Source organism: Plantactinospora mayteni (assembly GCF_016862935.1).
Taxonomy (GTDB): Bacteria; Actinomycetota; Actinomycetes; order Mycobacteriales; family Micromonosporaceae; genus Plantactinospora; species Plantactinospora mayteni.
The window spans coordinates 160,999-183,945 of the sequence record NZ_BONX01000002.1 but is presented as its reverse complement, the minus strand read 5'-3'; the positions used below and the strand labels follow the sequence as shown (position 1 = coordinate 183,945).

17 protein-coding genes are annotated in these 22,947 nt (G+C 72.2%); 11 read left to right on the top strand and 6 right to left on the bottom strand.

Features of this window, described 5'->3' with window-relative positions; all coding sequences use genetic code 11:
* Positions 1-10: 10 nt before the first annotated feature.
* The gene (locus Pma05_RS01230) at positions 11-1,282 is read left to right on the top strand and encodes a hypothetical protein (RefSeq protein WP_203855349.1); all 1,272 of its coding nucleotides are present in this window, start codon (positions 11-13) and stop codon (positions 1,280-1,282) included.
* 65 nt (positions 1,283-1,347) lie between these two features.
* Here the strand turns inward: Pma05_RS01230 and Pma05_RS01225 are convergent, their stop codons facing one another.
* The 3 genes from Pma05_RS01225 to eccCa all read right to left on the bottom strand — a co-directional run bounded on the left by Pma05_RS01225 (position 1,348) and on the right by eccCa (position 6,236).
* Positions 1,348-1,644 (bottom strand): WXG100 family type VII secretion target, encoded by a 297-nt coding sequence (locus Pma05_RS01225; RefSeq protein ID WP_203855348.1) that lies wholly within the window; start codon positions 1,642-1,644, stop codon positions 1,348-1,350.
* Positions 1,645-1,734: 90 nt separating this feature from the next.
* Complete coding sequence (locus tag Pma05_RS01220; protein WP_203855347.1) at positions 1,735-2,052, bottom strand: WXG100 family type VII secretion target; 318 nt, start codon at positions 2,050-2,052, stop codon at positions 1,735-1,737.
* 167 nt (positions 2,053-2,219) lie between these two features.
* Entirely contained in the window at positions 2,220-6,236 is a 4,017-nt protein-coding gene (gene eccCa / locus Pma05_RS01215) for a type VII secretion protein EccCa (protein ID WP_203855346.1), read from the bottom strand.
* Between the two features lie 112 nt (positions 6,237-6,348).
* On the opposite strand from eccCa, the gene Pma05_RS01210 reads away from it, so the two are divergent.
* The 6 genes from Pma05_RS01210 to Pma05_RS01185 all read left to right on the top strand — a co-directional run bounded on the left by Pma05_RS01210 (position 6,349) and on the right by Pma05_RS01185 (position 11,880).
* The gene (locus Pma05_RS01210) at positions 6,349-6,717 is read left to right on the top strand and encodes a hypothetical protein (protein ID WP_203855345.1); all 369 of its coding nucleotides are present in this window, start codon (positions 6,349-6,351) and stop codon (positions 6,715-6,717) included.
* Entirely contained in the window at positions 6,695-7,717 is a 1,023-nt protein-coding gene (locus Pma05_RS01205) for a hypothetical protein (protein ID WP_203855344.1), read from the top strand. Before Pma05_RS01210 ends, Pma05_RS01205 begins: the two co-directional genes overlap by 23 nt.
* Before the next feature lie 313 nt (positions 7,718-8,030).
* On the top strand, positions 8,031-9,077 hold the full coding sequence (locus tag Pma05_RS01200) for a FecCD family ABC transporter permease (protein WP_203855343.1): 1,047 nt from the start codon (positions 8,031-8,033) through the stop codon (positions 9,075-9,077).
* The gene (locus tag Pma05_RS01195; protein WP_239311482.1) at positions 9,074-10,132 is read left to right on the top strand and encodes a FecCD family ABC transporter permease; all 1,059 of its coding nucleotides are present in this window, start codon (positions 9,074-9,076) and stop codon (positions 10,130-10,132) included. The genes Pma05_RS01200 and Pma05_RS01195 overlap by 4 nt, the downstream gene beginning before the upstream one ends.
* Positions 10,133-10,948, top strand: coding sequence for an ABC transporter ATP-binding protein (locus tag Pma05_RS01190; protein ID WP_203855342.1), 816 nt, complete (start codon positions 10,133-10,135; stop codon positions 10,946-10,948). It abuts the gene before it with no gap.
* The gene (locus tag Pma05_RS01185; RefSeq protein WP_203855341.1) at positions 10,930-11,880 is read left to right on the top strand and encodes an ABC transporter substrate-binding protein; all 951 of its coding nucleotides are present in this window, start codon (positions 10,930-10,932) and stop codon (positions 11,878-11,880) included. The genes Pma05_RS01190 and Pma05_RS01185 overlap by 19 nt, the downstream gene beginning before the upstream one ends.
* Positions 11,881-11,973: 93 nt before the next feature.
* Here the strand turns inward: Pma05_RS01185 and Pma05_RS01180 are convergent, their stop codons facing one another.
* Entirely contained in the window at positions 11,974-12,318 is a 345-nt protein-coding gene (locus tag Pma05_RS01180) for an SH3 domain-containing protein (protein ID WP_203855340.1), read from the bottom strand.
* A gap of 271 nt (positions 12,319-12,589) precedes the next feature.
* Here Pma05_RS01180 and Pma05_RS01175 point away from each other — a divergent pair, with 271 nt between their 5' ends.
* Together Pma05_RS01175 and Pma05_RS01170 are read left to right on the top strand one after the other, a co-directional pair.
* On the top strand, positions 12,590-12,928 hold the full coding sequence (locus tag Pma05_RS01175; protein ID WP_203855339.1) for a hypothetical protein: 339 nt from the start codon (positions 12,590-12,592) through the stop codon (positions 12,926-12,928).
* Positions 12,929-13,058: 130 nt separating this feature from the next.
* Entirely contained in the window at positions 13,059-13,463 is a 405-nt protein-coding gene (locus Pma05_RS01170) for a YbaB/EbfC family nucleoid-associated protein (RefSeq protein ID WP_203855338.1), read from the top strand.
* A 106-nt stretch (positions 13,464-13,569) separates the two neighbouring features.
* Here Pma05_RS01170 and Pma05_RS01165 read toward each other — a convergent pair whose 3' ends face one another.
* Positions 13,570-16,494, bottom strand: coding sequence for a beta-L-arabinofuranosidase domain-containing protein (locus tag Pma05_RS01165; RefSeq protein ID WP_203855337.1), 2,925 nt, complete (start codon positions 16,492-16,494; stop codon positions 13,570-13,572).
* Between the two features lie 496 nt (positions 16,495-16,990).
* Here Pma05_RS01165 and Pma05_RS01160 point away from each other — a divergent pair, with 496 nt between their 5' ends.
* Entirely contained in the window at positions 16,991-19,117 is a 2,127-nt protein-coding gene (locus tag Pma05_RS01160) for a Xaa-Pro dipeptidyl-peptidase (RefSeq protein ID WP_203855336.1), read from the top strand.
* Between the two features lie 132 nt (positions 19,118-19,249).
* Here the strand turns inward: Pma05_RS01160 and Pma05_RS01155 are convergent, their stop codons facing one another.
* Complete coding sequence (locus Pma05_RS01155; RefSeq protein ID WP_203855335.1) at positions 19,250-20,482, bottom strand: PucR family transcriptional regulator; 1,233 nt, start codon at positions 20,480-20,482, stop codon at positions 19,250-19,252.
* Positions 20,483-20,844: 362 nt separating this feature from the next.
* Between Pma05_RS01155 and Pma05_RS01150 the strand changes: the two genes are divergently transcribed.
* Positions 20,845-22,878 (top strand): metallopeptidase domain-containing protein, encoded by a 2,034-nt coding sequence (locus Pma05_RS01150; protein WP_203855334.1) that lies wholly within the window; start codon positions 20,845-20,847, stop codon positions 22,876-22,878.
* The last annotated feature ends 69 nt before the right edge of the window (positions 22,879-22,947 follow it).

Below are 22,947 nucleotides of genomic sequence, written 5' to 3'. Positions count from 1 at the left end.
AGGGCACCCCGTGTCGAAGCCGGCACCGAGTTGGGAAGAGATCGTCAGCTGGGTCACCATCGCGAGTAACTACGCCATGGTGGCCGAGGCGGAGCAGCGATGGACCGCCGCGTTCACCCAGATCGACACGCTGCGCGACCGGCTAGCCGATCTCTCGGCAAAGACCACCGACTGGAAGGGTGGCGGAGCCGACGCCTTCCGGGCGCACCTCGGGGCGTTGATCCGCGCATTGGCGGTGACGAGTGAGCGGCACCGCACCATCGTCCACGGGCTGAACGAGACCGCCGCCTACCTGCGACAGGCGGTCCGGACGATCCCCATCCCCAGTTGGATGTACGAGACCGTACAGGCGGAGCGGCAGAGCTTCGACCAGGGTGGCGTCTTCGTGGAGGTGGCGCCGGGGTCGTTCTGGCAGGGCCTGGAGCGGTGGGTCTCCGGCGGCTACCCGATCGCCAACGAGCTCAGGAAGGACGTCGAGGAGTTCATCCGGAACCACGAGGAGCAGGCCCAACAGGCGTACCGGGTGCTGCGCCAGGGCTACGGCAGTGCGATGACCCACTTCCCGGAGAGCGGCACCAGGGCGGCCGTGCCCGGCGCGGACTCGGCGCAGAGCGCGGCGAGAAACGGCTCGGGCAGGGGAGCCGGCGCGGACAAGGCCACCGGCAAGCAGCCGGGCACGGCCCAGCAGACGGCGCAGAATTCGCAGGCCCAGCAGCAGGCCGCAACGGCTGCCACGACGACGCCCACCACGACGACACCCACCACGACACCGGAGACACCGCCGGTCGCCACGCCGGGCGTCACCGATCCGAGCACGGATCCTGGCTACAGCCCCGACCCGCTCCCGGATATCGACCCGGACAGCGGCTTCGATCCAGACGACTCGAAGTTCGGTCTCGCCGGGGTCGGCAGCGATCTCGGCTCCGGCGGCGGGATCGGCGGCCCGGGCCTGGGTGGCGGGCTGGGTGGCGGGATCGGCGGCGGCGCTGCCGGCCTCGGTGGGCTGGGTGGCGGCAAGCTGCCGCCGATAGGGCCGGCGGTGACCCTGCCGGAGGGGGTGATGGCGGCCGCCGCAGCCGCCCGTGACCGGCGCCTCGCCACCCCCGCCGTCGGCGGCGGAGCGGCCGGGATGGGGGCGATGCAGGGAATGATGCCGATGATGGGCGCCCCGGGTCTCGGGCCGCAGGGAGACCAACAGACGGCGAACAACGAGTGGCTCACGAACGAGCCTGCGGAGACGTTCGGCCCGGACCGGTCTACGCCGCCAGGGGTCATCGCCTGACGGCGGTGCTCCGGGCGTTCCGCGCTCGGCACCGTCCATCGTGCTGCCGAGCGCGGAACGATCGATCAGCGGCCGCTGTTTCCCATCACCGAGGCGGCCCGACGGTCGGCGTCCTGGAGGGCGGTGCTCGCATCCACGACCACCGTGCCCGCCTTCAGCACCACCTGGTGGAAATCGGTCCACAGTTGCTCCATCTGGAGCTTCCAGGCATCGAACTCGGTCCGGGCGTCACTCTCCCACGGGAGTTTCGCCAGCTCACCCACGAAGTCCTTGGTGGTGGTCTCGATGATGGTGCCGTGCTTCTTGAGCGCCTCGGCCGCAGCGTGGGCTTCGCTGTGGACCATACGGATCTGGTTGCTCATGACTTCCTCCGCTCGAACCGTTGGGTCATCCGCGTGGATGTCGCCGGGTCGGATCGCCCACCGACCGGGTGGCTGCCCGGCGAGTAGCGACTACGCGATGTTGTAGACGTTGATGTTGTTGACGGAGTCGGTCATGATGTCGGTCGCCTCGGCGTACGTGCGGTTCACGTCCTCCAGGCCGCCCCGCATCTCGTCCATCTTGTTCTGGAGGCGGCGGGCGCCGGCGACCATTTCCTGGGCGACCTCGTAGAACTTGTTTGCCGAATCGCCCTCCCAGCCTTTCGCCCTGAGCTGCTGCACCGTCTGGTCGATGTTCTTGACCTGGAACTCGATCGCGCCACGGGCCTGATCCACGAGCTGTGCGGCCTGCCGGGCGTTACCCTCTTCGTGGGTGAATTGCTGCGCCACGCTACCCTCCGGAAACTAGGCAGAGGTCGGGACGCCATCTCGTCGGCGTCTCCCACTCGGTCAGGCTAGCCGATAGCCGCGACGGTGCGCGCCGTCCACATTGGCGATATGCGAAGCCGTAACCGGATGTTTCCACACCGCTTGCGCCGTACGCCGTTCGTGGCCGCTCATTGTGGATCAAGCCATGCGGTCTGCACCAGGTTGACGCCGTCGCTGCGCCGGACGAGGGTGCCGCGCCCCGGTGGCTGCTGGCTGGGGCGTACGTGTCCGAGCACCGCGCCCTCGTCGGGATTGCCGGACATCAGCAGCCCCGGTGTGTTCAAGTCGGTGAGCTGCTGGAGAATCGGCTCGTACATCGATCGCCCGACCCCACCGCACCGGCGGGCCAGGATCAGGTGCAGCCCGATGTCCCTGGCGGGCGACAGCAGGTCAACCAGCCCGTTAAGCGGATTACCACTGCTGCTGGCGACCATGTCGTAGTCGTCGACCAGAATGTAGATCTCCGGACCGGTCCACCAGGAACGGTTACGCAGTTGCTCGGTCGTCACGTCCGGGCCGGGCAGCCGCGCGGTCAACGCCTGGTGTATGCCGCCCACCATCGCCGTCGTGGTCTGAGCGGACGGCGTGTAGTCGAGCAGGTGCTCTCCCTCGACCGTGCCCAGCAGGGTACGCCGGTAGTCGACGATCACCAGCTTCGCCTCGCCCGGCGGGTGGCGTTCCACGATCGTCCTGGCGATCAGCCGGAGCAGGTTCGTCTTGCCGCACTGGGCGTCGCCGAGCACGATGAGATGCGGCTCGGCCTCGAAGGCCAACTGCACCGGGGCGAGATAGGTCTCGTTCAGCCCGATCGGAATTCCCGGCGCGGCCGGGTCGACGACCTCGTGCAGCCGCGCCACCGGCAGCATCCGGGGCAGCAGCCGGAGCTTCGGCGCCGGCTCGTGCCGCCACCCGGCCTGGGCACGCCGTACCAGATCAGCGGTGCCGGCGGGCAGCTCCGCGTCGCCTTCTCGGCCGTCGACGCGGGGCACGGCGGCGAGGAACTGCAACTTGTCGCGGGTGACGCCGCGACCCGGCGTGTTCTCGGGTACGTTCTCGGCGGCCCGCCGGTCGATCTCGGAGTCGGTCGGGTCGCCCAGCCGCAGTTCGAGCCGGGTGCCGAACAGCTCCCGGACGTTGTACCTGACCTCGGACCACCGGGTGGCGGTGAGCACGATGTGGATGCCGAACCCGAGACAGCGGGCGGCGAGCCGCGTGATGATCTCCTCCTGCTCGTCGAACTCCTCCCGTACCGTGCCCCAGCCGTCGACGACGAGGAAGACGTCCCCGAACGGATCGTCGGTGATCTCACCGCTGGCCCGGCGCGCCCGGTACGCGTCGATCGACTCGATGCCGAGTTCGGCGAAGCGCGCCTCGCGCTCGTCGAGCAGCACCCGGACCTCCGCGACCGTACGTCGGATCGCCTCGATGTCGCGGCGTACGGCCACCCCGGACAGATGCGGAAGCCCTTCCAGCGACCGCAGCGCGCCGCCACCGAAGTCGAGACAGAAGAACTGCACCTCGCGCGGGCTGTGGGTGAGCGCCAGCGCACACAGCATGGATCGGAGCAGCGTGCTCTTGCCGGTCCGGGGGCGGCCGACGATCACCACGTTGCCGCCGGCCCCTGCCAGGTCCACCAGGAGCGCGTCGCGGCGTTGCTCGTAGGGGCGGTCCTCGATACCGACGGGCACGACGAGCCGCCCGACGCCGGGCCAGGTGGCGGCGACCAGGCCCCGGCGCTCGTCGACGACCGGCTCGCCGAGCAGCGCGTCCAGGCTCGGCGCGACGTCCAGCGGGGGCAGCCAGACCTGGTGTGCCGGCGGGCCCTGCCGCAGCCGGTCCACGATCACGTCGAGCATCGTGGTCTGCCGCCCCGCCTCGGTGGACTCACCGGCCGCCCCCGCCGGCTCCTCGGACTCGGCCGGCAGTTCGGGAGGGATCGGCGCGTACCAGGTGCCGTACAGGGCGATCCGGCGGCGTACCAGGGCCTGGGCCCGGGGGCCGGTCACCACGGCCGCGCGGTACGGGCCGGAGACGTACGCGGCCCGGAAGCGCAGCATGGTTGCAGTGCCGGCCTTCAGGTAGCCGTGTCCGGGCGCGTTCGGCAGCTCGTACGCGTCGGCCACGCCGAGCACCACCCGGCTCTCCATCGCCGAGAACGTCCGCAGACCGATCCGGTACGACAGGTGGCCGTCCAGCCCGCGCAGCCGCCCCTCCTCCAGGCGCTGGCTGGCCAGCAGCAGGTGCACCCCGAGCGAGCGGCCGAGCCGGCCGATCGTCACGAAGAGGTCGATGAAGTCGGGCTTGGCCGCCAGCAGCTCGCTGAACTCGTCGCAGATGATCAGCAGGCTGGGCAGCGGGGCGAGCGGTTCACCGGCGCGGCGGGCCTTCTCGTACTCGTACCGGGAGACGTAGTTGCCGGCGGCCCGCAGCAGTTCCTGCCGGCGGACCAGCTCGCCCGCGACGGCGTCCTCCATCCGGTCCACCATGGCCAGTTCGTCGGCCAGGTTCGTGATCACCGCACTGGTGTGCGGCAGCACGTCCAGGGAGGCGAAGGTGGCACCGCCCTTGAAGTCGACCAGGACGAGGTTCAGCTCTGCGGAGGAGTGGGTGACCGCGAGCGAGACCACGATGGTCCGGAGCAGCTCGCTCTTGCCCGAACCGGTGGCGCCGATGATCAGCCCGTGTGGGCCCATACCGTCCTGTGCGGCCTCCTTGAAGTCCAGCTCCACCACCGAGCCGTCGACGCCGATGCCGAGCGGGATGCGCAGCCGGTCCCGCTCGGGGCGGGGTCGCCAGCTCCGGGCCGGGTCGACCGCGCCGGCGTCGCCGAAGCCGAGCAGCTCGGGCAGCTCGGTGACCCGTGCCGTGGCCTCCTCGGTCTCCACGTGCCGGGAGAGCCGGTACGGCGCGAGCTGGCGGGCCAGCCCGGTCGCCTCCTCGACGGTGAGCCGGTCCGGGACGCCGAGCGTCAGGGTCCGGTCGCCCCGGTCGGCCGACAGGGCGTCCGGGGCGACGTCGAGGCAGAGCAGCCAGCGGCCGGCGTCGCGGGGGACCATCCCGGACAGATCCAGCACGGTGCTGCCCAGTACGCCCGCGCCGTGAACCTGGGAGGTGGCCGGCACCTCACCGCCGTCGAGGACGACGAGCACGTGCGGCGCCGTGGTCAACGGCCTGGCGTCCGGGGAGTGTCGCGGGCGGGTGGTGAACTCCTCGCGGAACGCCTCCTCCAGCGCGGTCATCGACTCGAAGACGAGTCTGGTCGCCCCGGCGCCGTCGGTGATCCGGTCGTCCTGGGCGTGCGGCAGCCACTTGACCCAGTCCCAGTCCGGCCGCCGCGGCGCCGCCGCCACCACCGCGATCCGGACGTCGTCCGGCGAGTGGAACGTCGCGAGTTGGCAGAGGAGCGCCCGGGCGAGGCCCAGCACCGGATCCCGGTCACCGCGCAGCACCAGCCGGCTGAACGAGCGGAGCTGGATCGCCAGCGGCAGGTCCGGCACCACGGACTGGGCCCGGACGAAGCGGCGCAACGCGATCGCGGTCAACGGTTCCAGATCCTCGACCGGCCTGGTCTCCGGCGGCAGGATCGCCACGGAGAGCTTCTGGGTCCCCGCCGCGACCCGTATCTCGGCGAAGTCGTCGTCGGTGCTCCGCCGCTCCCACATCCGCCGGGACGCGCCGACCGACCAGAGCGCGGCCGGCGCCGGATGGCGCCACAGCAGCGCGGTGCGCTGCTGTGCGGCCGCGTTGCGTGCCTTCCGCCGGGCCTGGGTGAGGTAGCGCAGGTAGTCACGGCGCTGCACGTCCACCTCGGCGCGGCTGTTGCCGTGCCCGCCGCCCATCGAGGTGGCCGCCATGCCCAGCATGGAGAGCCCGAACAGGCCACCGACCACATAGGTGAGTACGCCGCCGCCCCGGCCGGAGTAGAGGATCGCCATCGCGGCGACGCCCGCCACCATCGGCACCAGCATCAGCACCTGGAGCAGGCTGCGGGGAAGCGGCTCCGACAGCTCCGGCGGCGCCTCCAGGACGAGTTCGCCTCGGGGCAGCGGTGGTGACGGCTGGCGGGGCGGACGGCGGAACAGGACGGTGCCTGCGGCGCCCTCGCGGGTGCCCGGAAGGCGAGACTGGGCCTCGGTAACCTCCACGAGGCGCGATACTATACGGACGGCTCCCGGGCACCGTGGGTAGTGGTAGACCTTGCGTGGCGGTTGCTGGACTTTGGACCATCCTTCGTTTCGGGGTGTTGGGAAGGGTGCGATGGCCGCGGATGAGTTCGCCGTCGATCTCCTGTCGTTGCAGGACTTTCAGCAGAGGCTCCAGCCCCGCGTCGAGGCCGCGTTCGCGGCGCTGACCGCGCTCACCACCGCTCCCGGCAGCGACCGGCCCGCGCTGGGCGGGTTCCACGACGCGCAGCGGACCGCCGACCGGCACCAGGAGCTGCACGACGAGTACGTTGCCCGGCTGCGCCGGTTGGTCACCGCACTGGCGGTGGCGCAGTCGGCCACCACCCAGATCATCGAGAGTTACCGAGACGTCGACGAGCTCAGCCGGACGAATGCCCAACAGATCGCAGGCGCCGTGGGCGCGGTGAGTGAGGCTCTGCATGGTGGCCGACGCAATGGTTGACGACTACCACGAGCGCTATCGGCAGCAGACCCACGAGGAGCTCTACCGCCAGTTGATGGCGGGCCTCCCGGTACAGGTCGACAGCGTCGCCGACACCTGGCACACGGTCGAGGAGGCGGTCGGGTCGGTCGCGACCGCGCTGCGCGACGACCTCGCCCGGGTGCTACCGACCTGGACCGGGCCGGGCAGTCGGGAGTTCCACTACCGGCTGGGTCTCATCATCAGCTATGCCGCGAAGCTGGCCGAGGAGGCGGCGGCGATGCGTACCGGGCTCGCCGTGATGGCCGGCTCGCTCGCCGAGACTCAGCGTCAGGTCGAACCCGACCGGCCGGAGGCGTCCCGGGGGCGGCACGACGAGACGTTCTTCGGTCATGTCATGTCCGAAGAGGAGCGCGTCAAGGCGCGGGAACGGGTTTCGGTGCTGGTTGCCCGGCTGGCCGCCGAGTACGCGGTCACCGACCACCGGAGCTGGCCGGCGACGATCCCGGTCGCACCGAGCGACCTGCCGGTGGTCGGTGGCCTGGTCGGTGACCTCCGCCTTCCTCCGGCGGTCACCGACCCCGATCCGTCGCAGCTCGCTCCGGAGGTGCCGGCCAGCACCACCGCGCTCGCCGGTGCCGGGGCCTTCGGCGAGGCACCGGGTGGCGTCGGTGCACTGGCCGCCGCCGCGCCCTCGGCGTCACCGCAGCCGGCCAGTTCGCTGAGCGGTGCCGGGCCGGCGCTGGCCGGGCTCGGCAGCCACCTGATCACCCGCGCTGCCGGAACCGAGGGCCGATCCAGTTCCGGTGCCGCGGGCCAGGGTGGGGCCGCGGCTGCCGGAGGGGTGCCGATGATGGGCGCGGCCGGCGCTGCCGGGCTGGCGGGTCGGCCCGCCGACGGCTACCCGATCATCGATCCGCGGCTGGCGGCCGACGGCACTGCGTGGTCCGCCGACGGGAAGCTGGAGTGGAGTGGCGAGGCCGACGCCCCGCCGCCGATCCTCGGTCGCGACGACGCGTAGCACCACCTGACCAGACTGCCGCCCGACCGCCGTTCGAAGCGACCGCTGTTGCCGGCTTGCCGTCGTTCCATGGGTGTCGCCACGACGGTGGGTGTCGCCGTGCGGCGGGCTGTCCCGGTCGGCCTCGAGCGAGACGCGTCCTCGTCGCGGTGGACGATTTCATCGTTGCAGTCAGTTCGCGGGCCGGGCCTCGGTGTCCGCTCCCGGACTCCTGCCCAGGTCGCGGCGGTGAGATCCGTCATCCCGGTTAGGTGCGGCGAATCGTCGGCCGTAAGGTTAGCCGAACCTAATTCGAGGGGTACGGGGAAAGATCGTGACGACGGTAGCGGCCGAGGTGACCAGGCCCGGAGCCGGGCCGCGCCGCCGGGTCGGCCGGCGGGCGGCGGTCACCGGCGCGGTGGCCGTACTCCTGGTGCTGGCGGTACTGGCCAGTCTCGCGCTCGGTAGCAAGCCGCTTGCACCCAGCGAGGTATGGCGCGCGCTGGTCGCACCGGACGGCGGCGAGGCGAGCACCATCGTCCGGGAGCTGCGGGTGCCGCGTACCCTGCTCGGCCTCGTGGTGGGTCCCGCGCTGGCGCTGGCCGGGGTACTCCTCCAGGCGCTGACCCGCAACCCGCTGGCCGAGCCCCGGATCCTCGGGGTCAGCGCCGGCGCGTCCCTCGGCGTGGTGCTGGCGATCGCGGTGTTCGGGGTCGGCACGCTGGCCGGGTACGTCTGGTTCGGGGTCGTCGGGGCCCTCCTCGCCGGCCTGCTCGTCTTCGGCATCGCCAACCGGGCCCGCGAGGGTGCCAGTCCGGTGACCCTGGCGCTGGTCGGCGTCGCACTGGACGCCAGCCTCGGCGCGATCGTCATCGCCCTGCTCACCGCCGACGCCCGCACCTTCGAGGAGTACCGGTTCTGGGTCGTCGGCGGCCTGACCGGGCGGGACGCGGCGGTCGCCGGGCAGGTCGCACCCTTCGTACTGGCCGGCATCCTGCTGGCCGTCTTCGCCGCCCGTGGGCTGGACGCGCTCGCCCTCGGCGACGACGTCGCCCGTGGCCTCGGGCACCGGGTCGGGCTGGTCCGGGCCGCCGGGGGAGCGGGCGCGGTACTCCTGATCGGGGCGGCGGTCGCGGCGGCCGGGCCGATCGCGTTCATCGGGCTCGCCGTGCCGCACCTGGCCCGGGCCCTGGTCGGCGCCGACCATCGCTGGACCCTCGCGGTGGCCGCGCTGCTCGGGCCGGCGCTGCTGCTCGCCGCCGACATCATCGGCCGGCTGGTCGCGCCGCCCGGCGAGGTACCGGCCGGCATCGTCACCGCGCTGCTGGGGGCACCACTGCTGGTCCTGCTGATCCGCCGGGCCCGGGTGGTGACCGCGTGACCGCGCAAAGCGAACTGCTCTCGGCGTCGGCGACCGGCCGGACCCGGCTCCGGCTCGGCCCCACCCGACTGGTCGTACGCCACCGGCCGCTGCTGGTCGGCGGCGTACTGGTCATGCTGCTCGCCGCCGCCGTGGTGCTGGCGCTCTCCCTCGGCACCCCGTACGTCGCCCCGCAGGACGTGCTCCGGTCGCTCACCGGCACCGGTACCCGGTACGACCTCGTCGTACTCGAACTGCGGTTGCCCCGGGTGGTACTGGCGGTGGCGGTCGGGGCGGTCTTCGGCATCGCCGGCACACTGATCCAGAGCGTCGCCCGCAACCCGCTGGCCAGCCCCGACGTCGTCGGCGTCAGTCAGGGGGCCGGACTCGCCGCCACCGTGGCGCTGACCACCGGGGTGAGCGCCGCGCTGATCGCACCGGCCGCGCTCGCCGGTGGCCTCCTCGCGGCGGTCGCGGTGCTGCTGCTCGGCCTGCGGCACGGGCTGGCCGCGCAGCGGTTCGTGCTGGCCGGGGTCGCCGTCGCGGTCGCGCTGCGGGCACTGACCGAGGTGGTGATGCTGTCGGCGGACCCGATCGACGGGATCCGGGCGCAGCTCTGGCTGGTCGGCACGCTGGCCGGCAAGGGCTGGCGGGAGACGGCGTACCTCGGGGCGACCCTGCTGGTGCTGCTGCCGGTGCTGCTCTGGGCCGGCTGGGCGCTGAACGGCAGCGCGCTCGACGACGACACGGCCCGGGGGATCGGGCTGCGTCCGGTCGCCCGCCGGATCGGCCTGGCCACCACCGGGGTACTGGCCGCCGCGATGGTCACCGCCCAGGTCGGCGCGGTGGACTTCGTCGCCCTCGCCGCCCCGCAGATGGCCCGCCGGCTGGTCCGGGCCGAACGGCCGCCACTGCTCTGCGCCGCCCTGGTCGGGGCCCTGCTGGTCGTCCTGGCCGACCTCGCCGGCCGCCGACTCTTCGCCCCCACCCAGCTTCCGGCCGGGGTACTCACCGCCGCGCTAGGCGGGCCGTACCTGATCTACCTGCTGATCCGTGGCCGACGGAAGGTCTCCTAGATGCTCTCCACACGCGATCTCGCGGTCGGGTACGAGGACCGGACCGTCATCGACGGGCTCGACCTGGAGTTGCCGTCCGACGCGTTCACCGTCATCGTCGGGCCGAACGCCTGCGGCAAGTCGACCCTGCTGCGCACCATGGCCCGGCTGCTCACCCCGCGCCGGGGCACCGTACTGCTGGACGGGGAGGCGATCCGGGACCTGCCGACCCGTGCCGTCGCCCGCCGGCTGGGCGTACTCCCGCAGAGCCCGCTGGTGCCCGAGGGGGTGACCGTGGCCGACCTGGTCGGCCGGGGGCGGCAGCCGTACCAGCGGTGGTGGCGGCAGTGGTCGCCGGAGGACGAGGTCGCGGTCCGCGAGGCGATGGTGCTGGCCGACGTCGCGGCGCTGGCCGAGCGGCCCGTCGACACCCTCTCCGGCGGGCAGCGGCAGCGGGTCTGGATCGCCATGACGCTGGCCCAGGACACCGAAGCACTGCTGCTCGACGAGCCGACCACCTTCCTCGACCTGGCGCACCAGGTGGAGGTGCTTGACCTGCTGCACCGGCTGCGTACCGAACGTGGCCGTACCGTCGTCGCCGTCCTGCACGACCTCAACCAGGCCGCCCGGTACGCCGACCACCTGGTCGCGATGCGGGACGGCGCGGTGGTCGCGGCCGGGCCGCCCCGGCAGATTCTCACCGCGGACCTGGTCCGCGACGTGTTCGGGCTCGACTGCGTCGTCGTGCCCTGCCCGGTGACCGGGGCACCGCTGGTCGTCCCGGCCCTCGGCACGCTGTCCCTGGAGAAAGGTTCCTCATGCGCCGCACAGTCCTGATCCTGCTCACCGTCGCCGCCCTCGGCGCCGGCCTGACCGGCTGCACCAGCAGCGATCCGGTGGCCGGCGAGGGGGCCGGCGGAGACACCCGGACCATCACCCACGCGATGGGCAGTACCGAGGTGCCGGCGCAGCCGAAGCGGGTCGTGGTACTCGACTCCGACAAGATCGACACCGCCCTCTCGCTCGGTGTCGTGCCTATCGGCGCCGCGCAGGCCGGCGAGGTGGCCGGCTGGCCGTCGTACTTCGGTGCGGAGAAGGTCGCCGGGATCAAGCAGGTCGGGCTGCTCACCGAGCCGGACCTGGAGGCGATCACCGCGCTCCAGCCGGACCTGATCCTGGGCAGCAAATTCCGCCAGGAGAAGTTCTACGACGAGTTGTCCGCGATCGCCCCGACGGTCTTCACCGAGCGGGTCGGGATCACCTGGAAGGAGAACTTCCTCCTCGACGGGCAGGCGCTCGGCAAGGAGCAGGAGGCCAAGGACCTGCTCGCCGGGTACGAGAAGCGGGCCAAGGACCTCGGCGCCACGCTCGGCGACGCCGCCGCCCGGAAGATCTCGATCGTCCGCTTCCGCCCCACCGAGATCCGGGTGTACGGTCCGGAGTCCTTCTCCGGCCTCGTCCTCGGTGACGTCGGGCTGGGGCGGCCGGAGCGCCAACTGCTGGCCGGCAAGGAGGACAAGCGGTTCGACAAGGTGAGCCCGGAGCGGATCGCCGAGGTCGACGGGGACATCATCTTCGTCACCGCGTTCGGCGAGAAGGCCGCCGCCGAGCAGGCGAAGGTGACCGGCGGCAGCCTCTGGAAGAACCTCACGGCGGTGCAGGCCGGCAAGGCGTACGTGGTCGCCGACGAGACCTGGATGACCGGGATCGGCGTCACCGCCGCCGGCAAGATCCTCGACGACCTGGAGAAGTACGTCCCGGCCGCCTGACCAGCCCGACCGACCGACACCGGTTCCGCTGCCCAGGCGTGCTCGCGATCGACGCGTCGCCTGGGCAGCGCACTCTCCGAGGGCTCGGCGGGTTCAGCAGGTGCGCAGCGGCAGGTTGGTGAGCATGTCGTTGCGGACCCAGCCGAGCCGGCCGGTGGTGTGGTTGTAGATGTGCGACCAGCCGGCCTTCTGGCAGTCCAGCCGTACCAGGTGGCTGGGGTAGCCGAGCCCGACCGAGGTGCAGTCGGTGCTCGGACCGGTGCGGATGTTCACGCCGGAGGCGGCGAAGAGATAGCCCGTGCCGCCGTCCCTGATGCTCCAACCGTTGTCGGGGCAGGTCGCGGCGGGGGCCGCCAGCGCGGGCGTACCGGGGACGACGGCCGCGACCAGCGAGGCGGCGCCGAGGGTGAGTGCGGCGACGGTGGACTCGATACGCATGCGGTTTCCTCTCCTCGACGGCTCGGGCCGCAGCGGCCGGACGAGCCGTGCCGGCCTGACGGATCCCGACCCCGGTCGGCGGTGGTCCGCCGGGGCGGCTGCCACCCACCGAACCACCCGGGTGTTTCACGACGGCTTCATCCGACCCCGCACGGTCGGCTGCCCGGCGCCCCTGTCGTCCCGGCGGGATGTGGTCCAGCGGGCCGCGCCGGCGGGAGTTGCCGACGGATTAGCCTGTTTCCGGCACACCCGGAGGGAGGCGTGGGCGTAGATGAGCGAGATCGATCCGCACATCCACGTCGATCGGCAGGTGGTGCAGGCGAGCGCCGGCCTCCGCGACGTGATGGCCTCGGCGTTCGGGCTGGTGACCGACGCACCCGCTGTCGTCTCCACCGGTTGCGGACTCGAGGTGCCGTACGCGATGACCTCTGCCCGCCCGGAGAGCGTCACCTGCCTGCCCTGCCGCGAACATGCCCACCGCGAGCACCTGCATTTCGCCGGCCGGGTCGAGCGGTTGAGCCGGATGGCGGGCAGCACCATCACCAGCGACCAGGCCAGCCAGGTCGGGCAGCGGCACCGGGGCCTCGCAAAGCGGTTCTCCAGCTACTAGCTAGGGGCTGTCTCTCGGAGCGGTTCGCCGGTTGGGGCGGTCGACGGGCAGCCCGGCCTCGACCCGGTCTGGTACGCCGTACGGGGCAGACTTGTCGGTGGTTACCCGGGTGGGCAGGGAGGATGCCGACATGTGGGAAAACGGGGCGGAACTCGACGCGGCGCAGCAACGGGTCGACGCCTGGCAGGCGTCGTTCGCCGACCGGGCGGAGCGGACCGGTGAGCTGTCCCGCCGACTGGCCGGGCTGCGGGTGACGGCGTGCGGCGCCGACGGGCTGGTCGAGGCGACGCTCGACTCGACCGGCGCGCTGGTCGACCTCCGGCTGGACGAGCGGACCCGGCAGCAGCCCGCCGCCCGGATGGCCGAGGAGATCCTGGCCACCGTCCGGGCCGCCCGGGCGGAACTGCTGCACCGGGTCACCGAGGCGACCGTGGAGTTGCTGGGTGCCGACGACCCGCGCGGTCGGGCGCTGATCGACTCGTACCGTGGCCGGCTGGCGGTGCCGGACCCTGGACCGCCCGACAACGCTGGTTGAGGAGGTGCCGGGTCACCTCGACCGTCGGGGCGGCGACCGGGCGTGACACGGGCAGCGTCACGCCCAGTCCGACGCTTGTCCTCGCCGACGGGCGGCCTGCGGCAGGTCAGGGCTCCAGGTCCGGGCGGGACCGGGCCGCCGCGACGAGGATGGTCCGGCGTTGCTCGGCGGTGTGCCGGCCGGCCGCCAGCCACTCGTCCGAGACCTCCTCGACGGTACGGAGGAAGTCTCCGTGCCGTTCGAACGGTGCCGCCGCCCAGACCCGGTCGAGGAAGGTCTCGCCGTCGGCGTCGCGCAGCCCGTCGTTGGGTACGCCGGTGCCGACCGACCCGAACACCACCTCCGGCTCGACCCGCCGGACGTACGGGTGGTAGGCGTTGAACTCGCCCGGCACCGGGTCGGAGACGTAGTACGGGGCCAGCAGGTAGCCGTGGGTGCTGAAGTGCATCGGTGTCTCGGTGGGCTGGATCGTCCTGCCGAGGTCGCCGTCCAACTTGACGGTGGGAAAGAAGGTGAACTCGCGGTAGCTGGGGGTGGCGTCCCGGACGACCATCAGGGTCGGGCCGTACATGATGGACTGCACGGACCTGTCGTCGAGGGCCTTCTCCACCCGGAAGCGCAGCGGCATCGAGATGTCGATCCGGTCGCCCTCGCGCCACCGCCGGTCCAGGGTGAGATAGCTGCCGGGTACGGCCTTGACCCGCTGCCGAACCCCGTTGACCCGTACCGTGTGGTCGGGGCCGGCCCAGGACGGCACCCGCAGCCTGACCTTGAGCCGGCCGTGCCCACGGTCGAACCGGAGCGTACTGGTGCCCTCGGTCGGATAGGCCGTCTCCTGGCTGATCACGAAGCCCCGCTCCGGCCAGCTCAGCACCGAGGCGATGAAGAGGTTGACGTAGAGCGCCGAGTCGTCGGCCGAGCGGAAGTAGATCGACTCCTGGTATTTGGTGTGGCTCTCCAGGCCGGTGCCGTTGCAGCAGCTTCCGTTGCCGCCGTACCGGCTGTATTCCACGACGTTGCCGATCCGCCGGGACCGGCCGGGCCACATGTTCTGGTGGTAGGTGACCTCGGTGCTGGTGACGCTGTCGACGTCCCGCCGGGAGCTGAGGATCTGGTTGTGCAGCGCCTTCTCGTAGTAGTCCATGTACGCCGGGTCCGGGTCGTGGAAGAAGAGGTTCCGGGTCAGCCGGAGCATGTTGTAGGCGCAGCAGGTCTCGGCGTGCCGGGGGTCGTTGCCGGAGGTGAACCCGGAGGTGATGATGCCGCGCGCCCGGAAGTGCTCGCTCTGCCCGGCGCCGCCGTTGCTGAAGATGCGGTGCGGCACCACCATGGACCAGAAGTTCCGGGCCGCCCGCTGGTAGTCCCGCTCGCCGGTCCGCTCGAAGATCCGCAGATAGCCGATGTTCGGCGCCATGTACTGGTTGGCGTGCCGGCCGCTGAGTTCGTCGCGCTCGGCCAGCGAGGCGGCGAAGAGGGTGCTGAAGGTGAACGCCTTCGCCGTGTCGAGGTATCGTCTGCGCCGCTCGCGGTCGGGGGCGAGGGCGGAGAGTTCGGCCATCACCTCGTTCATCGAGCCGGCCTCACCGGCGCTGTAGATGTCCCACATCCGGTCCAGGTCGGCCCGGCTGAGCCGGCTGAGTCGACTGTGCACCCAGTCGCCCATCCGCAGGACGATCCCCAGCGCCTCCTCGTTGCCGGCCAACTGGTACGCGTTCAGCAGGCCGCGCATGATCTTGTGGCAGGTGTACCAGACCGCCCAGACGGCGTTCGGCCCGTTGTTCGGCTGGAAGGTCGGCGGTTCGAGGCGGCTGAACTGGCCCTCCGGGAACGCGGCCAGGAAACCGGGGTGGGCGGTGCCGACGATCGTGCCGGCGTACCCGTGGCCGGAGTGGTCGGCGGCGGTCTCGCCGTCCTCCTCGAACCGGTACCACGCCAGCGGAGTAGTGGCCGGCGACCCGTCCGGGGCGGCGAGCGCGTGGACCTCGTCCCCGCTCAGTGCCCGGTCGTAGATCTGAAGGTCGTCCACTGTCGCGTTGAGCAGCGGATCGTTGGTGGCGGGGGAGCGGCCGATCCAGTTGGCGGTGGTCCGGCCGAGACTGGCCGGGCCGAGCGTCACCGGCCCGGCGCCGACCTCGGTGCCGTCGAGGTAGATCCGGGCGGTGGCATCGGCGGTGGAGAGGGTGACCGCCAGGTGCGCCCACTCGCCGACCGGGACGGGCACGGTGGCGTCGACCCGTTGCTCGCTGCCGCTGCCGCCGGTGGTGATCGCGAACCTCGGGCCGCCGCCGGCCGCGATCCGGGCGGTCAGCGACAGGTAGGACTGCGGTCCGGCGCCGAAACTGAAGATCCGGGCGGCGGCCTGCGCGGTCGCCAGGTTCACCCAGGTGGCGACCGTGAGGTCGGTGACGCCGTCGAGGATGCCGGCCGGCATCAGCACGTACTGGTTGGGGTGCGGGTCGCCGAGCCGGACGGCCCGCCCGGAGCGGCCGGCGACCCGGCCGGGGTTGCGCCGGTCCAGTTCCCGCTGGCACGTGCCCAGCTCGGTCACCAGGTAGTCGAGCTTCTGGCGGAAGATCTCCTCGCCGGTGTCGGCGTAGCACTGCGCCAGCATCGTCAGGTAGTGCCCGGTGAAGTGGCCCCGGAGCAGGTGGTTCGGGGTGTCCCAGCCGCCGGGCCAGGTGCCGGGGGCGGGCAGTCCGGCGTTGGCCCGGAACAGGTGCAGCATCCGGTCGGGGCCGTCGAGGACGCCGCCGGTGCCCGGATAGTTCCGCGCGTAGTTGAGCATCCGGTCGCGCTTCTGCTGGAAGATCCCGTCGCGCAGCGCCACCTGGTTGAGGGCGAACGGCTTGACCACCCAGTTCTCCGCGACCCAGCCGGGCCGGGGGACCGGTCCGGGGTGGCCGCCGGTCCCGGTGCCAGCGGGCGGCGGCGCTGCGGCGGCCGGGGCCGGGACGACCGACGCGGCGGCGGGTGCGGCGGTCGCCAGCGCGCCCAGGCGCAGGGCGTCCCGTCGGGAGAGGTGGTTGGTCACGGTGGCCTCCTCTGTGCTGCCGACGCTCGCGGTCGCGGCCGGGACGGGTGGCCGGACATCCCCGATCCGTTGTGGACGAAAGGTCCGGGCGGGCTCCGACGCGCCCGATCGATCGGGTACGCCGGGTCAGGGGACGGGCGCCGCCGTGCGTCGGGCGGCGGCGCGTCGACGTCGAACTCTCGTGGCGGGAAGCCGGAAGATCCGGCGGTGCAGAGCATGTTAGCGCTCACAGGTCGCGTCGGGTCAATAGCCGGATGCGGATCAACCGCGTCGACGCGGTGCACCGTCGGCACCGGACCCCGACGGTCTGACGGGCCGCGACGGCCGAAGTTCCGTCAGGTGTCGGGTTTCGGGGAATGATCTCGCCCGATACGGTCGGCTCACCGGACGGCAGCTCGCCCCGCTCGTCGGCACCGCACGCTCCACAGTGCACCGACGCGCGTCGGCGCCGTCCGGAGTACTCGCCGGGCGCCGCGTTGACCTGGGGTGATGGACGATGACACGTGGGAGCACGCGGCGCAGGACCTGCGCCCTGCTGGTCGTACCGGCACTGGTGGCGCTCGCCGCCGCCACCGGGATCGCCGGGCCCGCCGCCGCCGATCCGCCCCCGGTCGGGCCGGTCTTCGTCGACGGGCAGGCCCAGGTCGTTCCCGAGTTCGCCGACCCCGCGACCTGGATCAGGGAGCGGCTCTGGGTCGAGACCGAGTTCGACTCCGACGGCGACGGCCGGCGCGACCGCATGCACGTGGACGTCACCCGGCCGGCGCCGACCGCCGCCGGGCTGAAGGTCCCGGTCGTCTACGAGAGCAGCCCGTACTACGCCGGCACCGCCTCGACCCAGCGGCAGTACTTCTGGAACGTCAACACCGAGCTGGGTCAGCGGCCACCGGCCCGGACCTCACCACCGCCGATCCCGCACCGGGCGGACCGGACCGCCGTGTCGACCAGCGAGGTCAACACCTGGGTACCGCGCGGCTTCGCGGTGGTGCACTCCGACTCGCCCGGCACCGGGCTGTCCCAGGGCTGTCCGACAGTCGGCGGCGCCAACGAGTCGCTGGCCCCGAAGGCGGTCGTGGACTGGCTCAACGGCCGGGCCAGCGGCTACACCAGCGTCGAGGGCGGGCAGCGGGTCTCGGCCACCGGCTGGTCGACCGGCAGGGTCGGGATGACGGGTACGTCGTACAACGGGACGCTTCCGCTGGCCGCCGCGACCACCGGGGTACGGGGGCTGGAGGCGATCATCCCGATCGCGCCGAACACCTCCTACTACCACTACTACCGGTCGAACGGGCTGGTCCGGAACCCGGGCGGCTGGGTCGGCGAGGACATCGACTACCTCTTCGACTACATCAGCAGCGGCTATCCGGACCGCCGGGAGTACTGCGCCCAGCACGTCCGGGTCGACGAGATGAACCGGTACCAGGACCGGGCGACCGGCGACTACAACGACTTCTGGGCCAGCCGGGACTACCTGCCCTCGGTACGCCGGGTCCGGGCGGCCACCCTGATGGCCCACGCCTTCAACGACTGGAACGTGGTACCCGAGCACAGCGTCCGGATCCTCGACGCGCTGAAGGCACAGGGCACCCCGACGCAGGCGTACTTCCACCAGGGCGGGCACGGCGGGGCGCCACCGCTGGACCTGCGCAACCGGTGGTTCACCCGCTATCTCTACGGAGTGCGCAACGGTGTCGAGGACGATCCGCGCGCCTGGATCGTCCGCAACGAGACGGGAACGAGCCAGCTCACCCCGTACGCCGACTATCCGAACCCGGCGGCGGCGCCGGTCAGCCTGACGCTGCAACGCGGTGGCGACACGGCCGGCGGGTTGACCTCGCTGGCCCGGGCGGACAGTGGCACCGAGCAGCTCGTCGACGCCGGCAACCTGGCCTGCAACGCCGGCACCCTGGCCAGCCAGGTCTCGCCGAACCGGCTGCTCTACGTCACCCCGGAACTCAGCGCCCCGGTGCACATCTCCGGCACCCCGCAGGTCCGGCTCCGGCTGGCGGCCAGCAGGCCGGCGGCGAACCTGTCGGTGGCACTGGTCCGGCTGCCCTGGACCGGTGCCGCCGACTGCGAGTCCAGCACCCGGGGCGCGACGACCAGCATCATCACCCGGGGCTGGGCCGACCCGCAGAACCACCGCTCGCTGCGACACGGCACCCCGCTCAAGCCGGGCAGGTTCGTCGAGCTGACCGTACCGTTGCAGCCGGACGACCAGGTCGTCCCCGCCGGAGCGCGGATCGGGCTGATGATCTGGTCGACCGACCACGAGTTCACCCTGCACCCCGCGCCGGGCACCGTGCTCACCGTCGACCTGGCCCGGACCTCGGTCGAGCTGCCCGTCGTCGGCGGGCCGCTGGCGATGCCGGTCTGCGCCCAGCCGGACACCCGGCCGACCGTGGTGGTCGGCGGGATCGACAGCGGGGTGCCGAACCGGGCGCTGGCCGGCACCTGCACCGTCAACGACCACGTCCTGGACACCGAGGAGTGGCCGGACCACGGCCGGTTCGTCCGGCACGTGACCGAGGTCGCCGACCGGCTCGTCGCCGCCGAGGTGATCACCGCCCGGCAGCGCTCCGCCCTGGTCCGGGCAGCCGCCCGCTCCCCGGTCGGCCGGTGAACCAGGTGGTCGCCCGTCCGGCAGTGCGCGGGTGCCCTCCGGCAATGCGCGGGTGCCCTCAGGCAGTGCGCGGGTGACCGCCCGCAGTGTGCGGGTGACCCGGGCCGCCCGGCGCGCGGGCCGGGCCGGGGGTCAGTTCGCCGGTCGGTAGTGGCCGGTGAGCCGGCCGAGTTTCAGCGCCAGGTGCAGGCAGAGCCGTTCGTTGCCGTCCTTGAGGTCGGTCTCGGCGAGCTGCTCCACCCGGTGCAGCCGGTAGTAGAGCGTGGTCCGGTGCAGCCGTAGCTGCTCTGCCGTGGCGTGCGCGTTCCCGGCAAGGTCGAGGTACGCCTCCAGCGTCTCCAGCAGTACCTGGTTGGAGTCGTCGCGGAGTAGCCGTTCCAGCCCCGGGTGCACGCCCGCGACGTCGAGATGCTGGCCGTTCATCCGGGACAGCATCCGATAGATGCCGAGGTTCGACCAGGCGATGATCGGCCCGAGCGCGGAGAGCTGCCCACCCACCCGGGCCGACTGGAGCGCCTCGTCGTAGGCGTGCACCACGTCGGCGAGCCGGGGGCGGGGCTCGCCGATCCCGACCACCACCCGGGCCACCGAGGGCAGGCTCCGGGTCGCCTTGTGCAGCGCCTCGCTCAGGTGCTTGGCGGTCGCCTCGGCGGACGGGCGGCCGGCGCCCTGACCACCGGAGATCAGCAGTACGCCCTGGTCGTGCCGGATCAGGTGCAGCGCCTCGCGTACCCCGATCCAGCGGCGGGTCGCCACCAGCATCTGTTCCAGGGCGATCCGGGCCACCTCGTCGAGCACCTGCCCCCGGGCCGGGACGAGCTGCGCCACCACCGCGTTGGCCGGCCCGTCGGCCGCGACCACACCCTCGGCGAGCAGCGAACGGACCGCCTCGGCACGGATCTCCGGACTGTCCACCAGCAGCGTCCGGGCCGCCTCCGCCTCCCGCTGCGAGGCCAGTTCGCCGAGCAGGTTCTCCCGGTAGAGGGCGAGCGAGAGGTCGGACATCGCCCGGGTGACGGTCTCGATGTCGGCGTCGGTCATGCCGCCGTCGGCGTCGATGAACCAGACGAAGCCGAGCAGCAGGTCGTGGTGGGTGATCGGTACGCAGAGCCGGGGCAGCAGGTCCAGCTCGGGGCAGGCCGGGGTGCGGACCGGCGTACGGGCCTTCATGATGCCCACGTCGTGGAACCAGGAGATGACCTCGGGCGTGGTGTGCCGGCGCAGGATGGAGGTTCGGCGTACGTCGTCCATCAGTCCGGTGTGCTCGCTGTACACGACCACCCGCTGCCGGCGGTCCTCGATCAGCGCCGGCCGGCCCACCCGGGCCGCCACCGCGTCGACGATGCGTTGCAGCTCCGTGTGCATGCCTTCGCTGATCCTCCTCGTGGCCGGGGCCGGGCGGCCTGCTCCGCCGGAGGCACCGACGTCGGGCACCACCGGTCCTTACCCTCCGACGACACCGGCCCGGTACGCAAGTGGTTCGGGGCGTACGGCACAAGTCCCGACAGAAGTCCTGATCCGCCCAGCGGGCTTCCTGCATCTGTCCGAAGACCCGGAAACGTCGATGTCCTTACCGTGCTTGCGACATCCACCGACCGTGGCGCCACCTCCCGCGCCCCGCCCCGCCCCGCCCCGACTGAGCCGAGCCGCCCGACCCGATCCGATCCGCCCCATCCTCCTCAGCCTGCTCAGCACGGATTCGAGCACCCCGACCCGAAGGAGATGCGTTGCGCCGCGCTACCCGCACAGACCAGCTCCGCAGGGCGTTCACCGCGGTCGTCGCGGTCGTCGCCGCGACCGCCCTGCTGACCGGACCCGGGATCGGACCGGCCCAGGCCGGGCCGGGTACCCGGGCCGCACTGGACCCGGTCGACCCGCAGACCTGGCAGGACCAGGAGACGATGACCTGGGACGACTACCGGGCGGTGCCCGGCGCCAGCTGGGCCGACCCGACCCGGCAGCCGAGCCAGCGCAAGCTCCGGATCGCCCTGGTCGCCGCCGACTATCCCGACCAGTCGTTTGTGATCACCCAGAACCGGGGCTCGGACCCGTTCCGCAACCCGCAGGTCGCCCCGGTCGCCCGGGCCGACGTGTCCCGGTTCTACGCCGACTTCTGGGGCAAGCCGAGCACGCTCAACCACGGCCACACCGTGCACGAGTACTGGATGGAGCAGACCAACGGGCGGATCGGGGTGGAGTTCACCCCGTTCGGCCCGTACCGGCTGCCCCGCAAGCAGTTCGAGTACGGGCTCAACGACATCGGGCAGAACGGTGGTGGCTGCCCGGCCGGCTCGACCTGCAACGGCAACCTGGACGCGGACGTGGACACGCTCTGGCGGGCCGCCGAGGGCTCGGACGTGCGCAGCCGGTTCGACCTGGTGCTGCGGGTCTACGCCGGCTACGACGAGACGTCGGTCTGGCAGGAGTTCGGCGAGATGATGTTCCAGACCAAGGAGGACGTGCCGGACGCCTGGGGCCCGCCGGACCCGAACCTGCCGAACTGGGTGCGGTCCCGCTATGTCGACTGGACCTCCTGGAAGGCCGGCGCGCAGCTCTGGGGCTCGTCGAGCATGCGGCAGGGCGAGAGTTCCGGCACCATCACGCACGAGATCGCGCACACCTTCGGGATCGCCGACAACAACAACAATCCGTACGTGTCGCCGTACCGGCGGGTCGGGTCGGGGACCTGGGACGTGATGGACCGGGGCTCGTTCAACGGGCCGGGCGGCCCGCACAACCGGTGGGTGGTGCCGGCGGCCCAGGGCGCGGCGATGCCGGCCGGGCAGACCCTGCGCAGCAAGCTCAAGCTCGGGCACATCGACGAGGCGCAGGTGCTGCGGCTCTCCCGGGAGGCGCTGCGCACCACCGGCGTCGCGGTGGTCACCGTGAAGGCCCGGACGGCGGTACCGGCGGCCCGGGACATCCAGGGCGTCCGGATCGGGATGGACCGGGACCTGACCCCGGCCTGTGACAGCAACGCCGACCCGCTCTGCCCGGGCAGCCCGGTCTACAACTGGTACAGCCTGGAGACGGTGCAGCGGATCGGGGCGGACTCGTTCACCCCGGACAACGGGGTACTGCTGGCCAAGAACAAGGACGCCGAGACGAACACCTGCGGCTACACCTGCTTCACCTGGGTCGTCGACGCCAACCCGCAGGACATCGACATGGTCGACTACTACAAGCCGGACGGTACCCCGGTGAAGCGGACCGTCGCCGACTACCGGCAGCTCAACGACGCGCTGTTCCACGCCGGTACCCGCTCCGGCAGCGAGTACGAGTACGTCGACACCGCCAACCGGCTGCACTTCTACGTCATCGACCGGAAGCTCGGCGCGGACGGGGTGCTGTCGTACACCCTGGGGGTCCGGCACCTGGACGGGGCCGGCAACTCGGTACGCGGCGTCACGGCCGCCTCCTCCGGCAGCCCCACCGGCAGCCCGACCGGCGGCGGCGCGACCTGCACCTTCGGCGTCACCAACACCGGCCGGTACGTCGCCGGTGGGCAGGCGCACCCGGAGGACGCCTCGGCGTACCTGCGCGGGGACGTCTACCGGCTCTCCGCCACGGTCAGCGGGGCGGGCTGGACGGTCACCCTGCCCAACGCCTTGACCACGGCCGAGTTCGGTCGGACCGTGAACGTCAAGGCGGTGGCCACCGCCACCACGGGGGCGACCCAGGTCGGCCGGGTCACCCTGACCGCCCGCTCGGAGAGCGATCCGAGCCGGACGGCGACGGCCACCTGCCGGGTGAACCGCTAGCGGAGCCCTGCCGGGTTAACCGGTAGCGGAGGAACGGACCGCTGGACCGCCTCCCGCGCCCCGACCGGT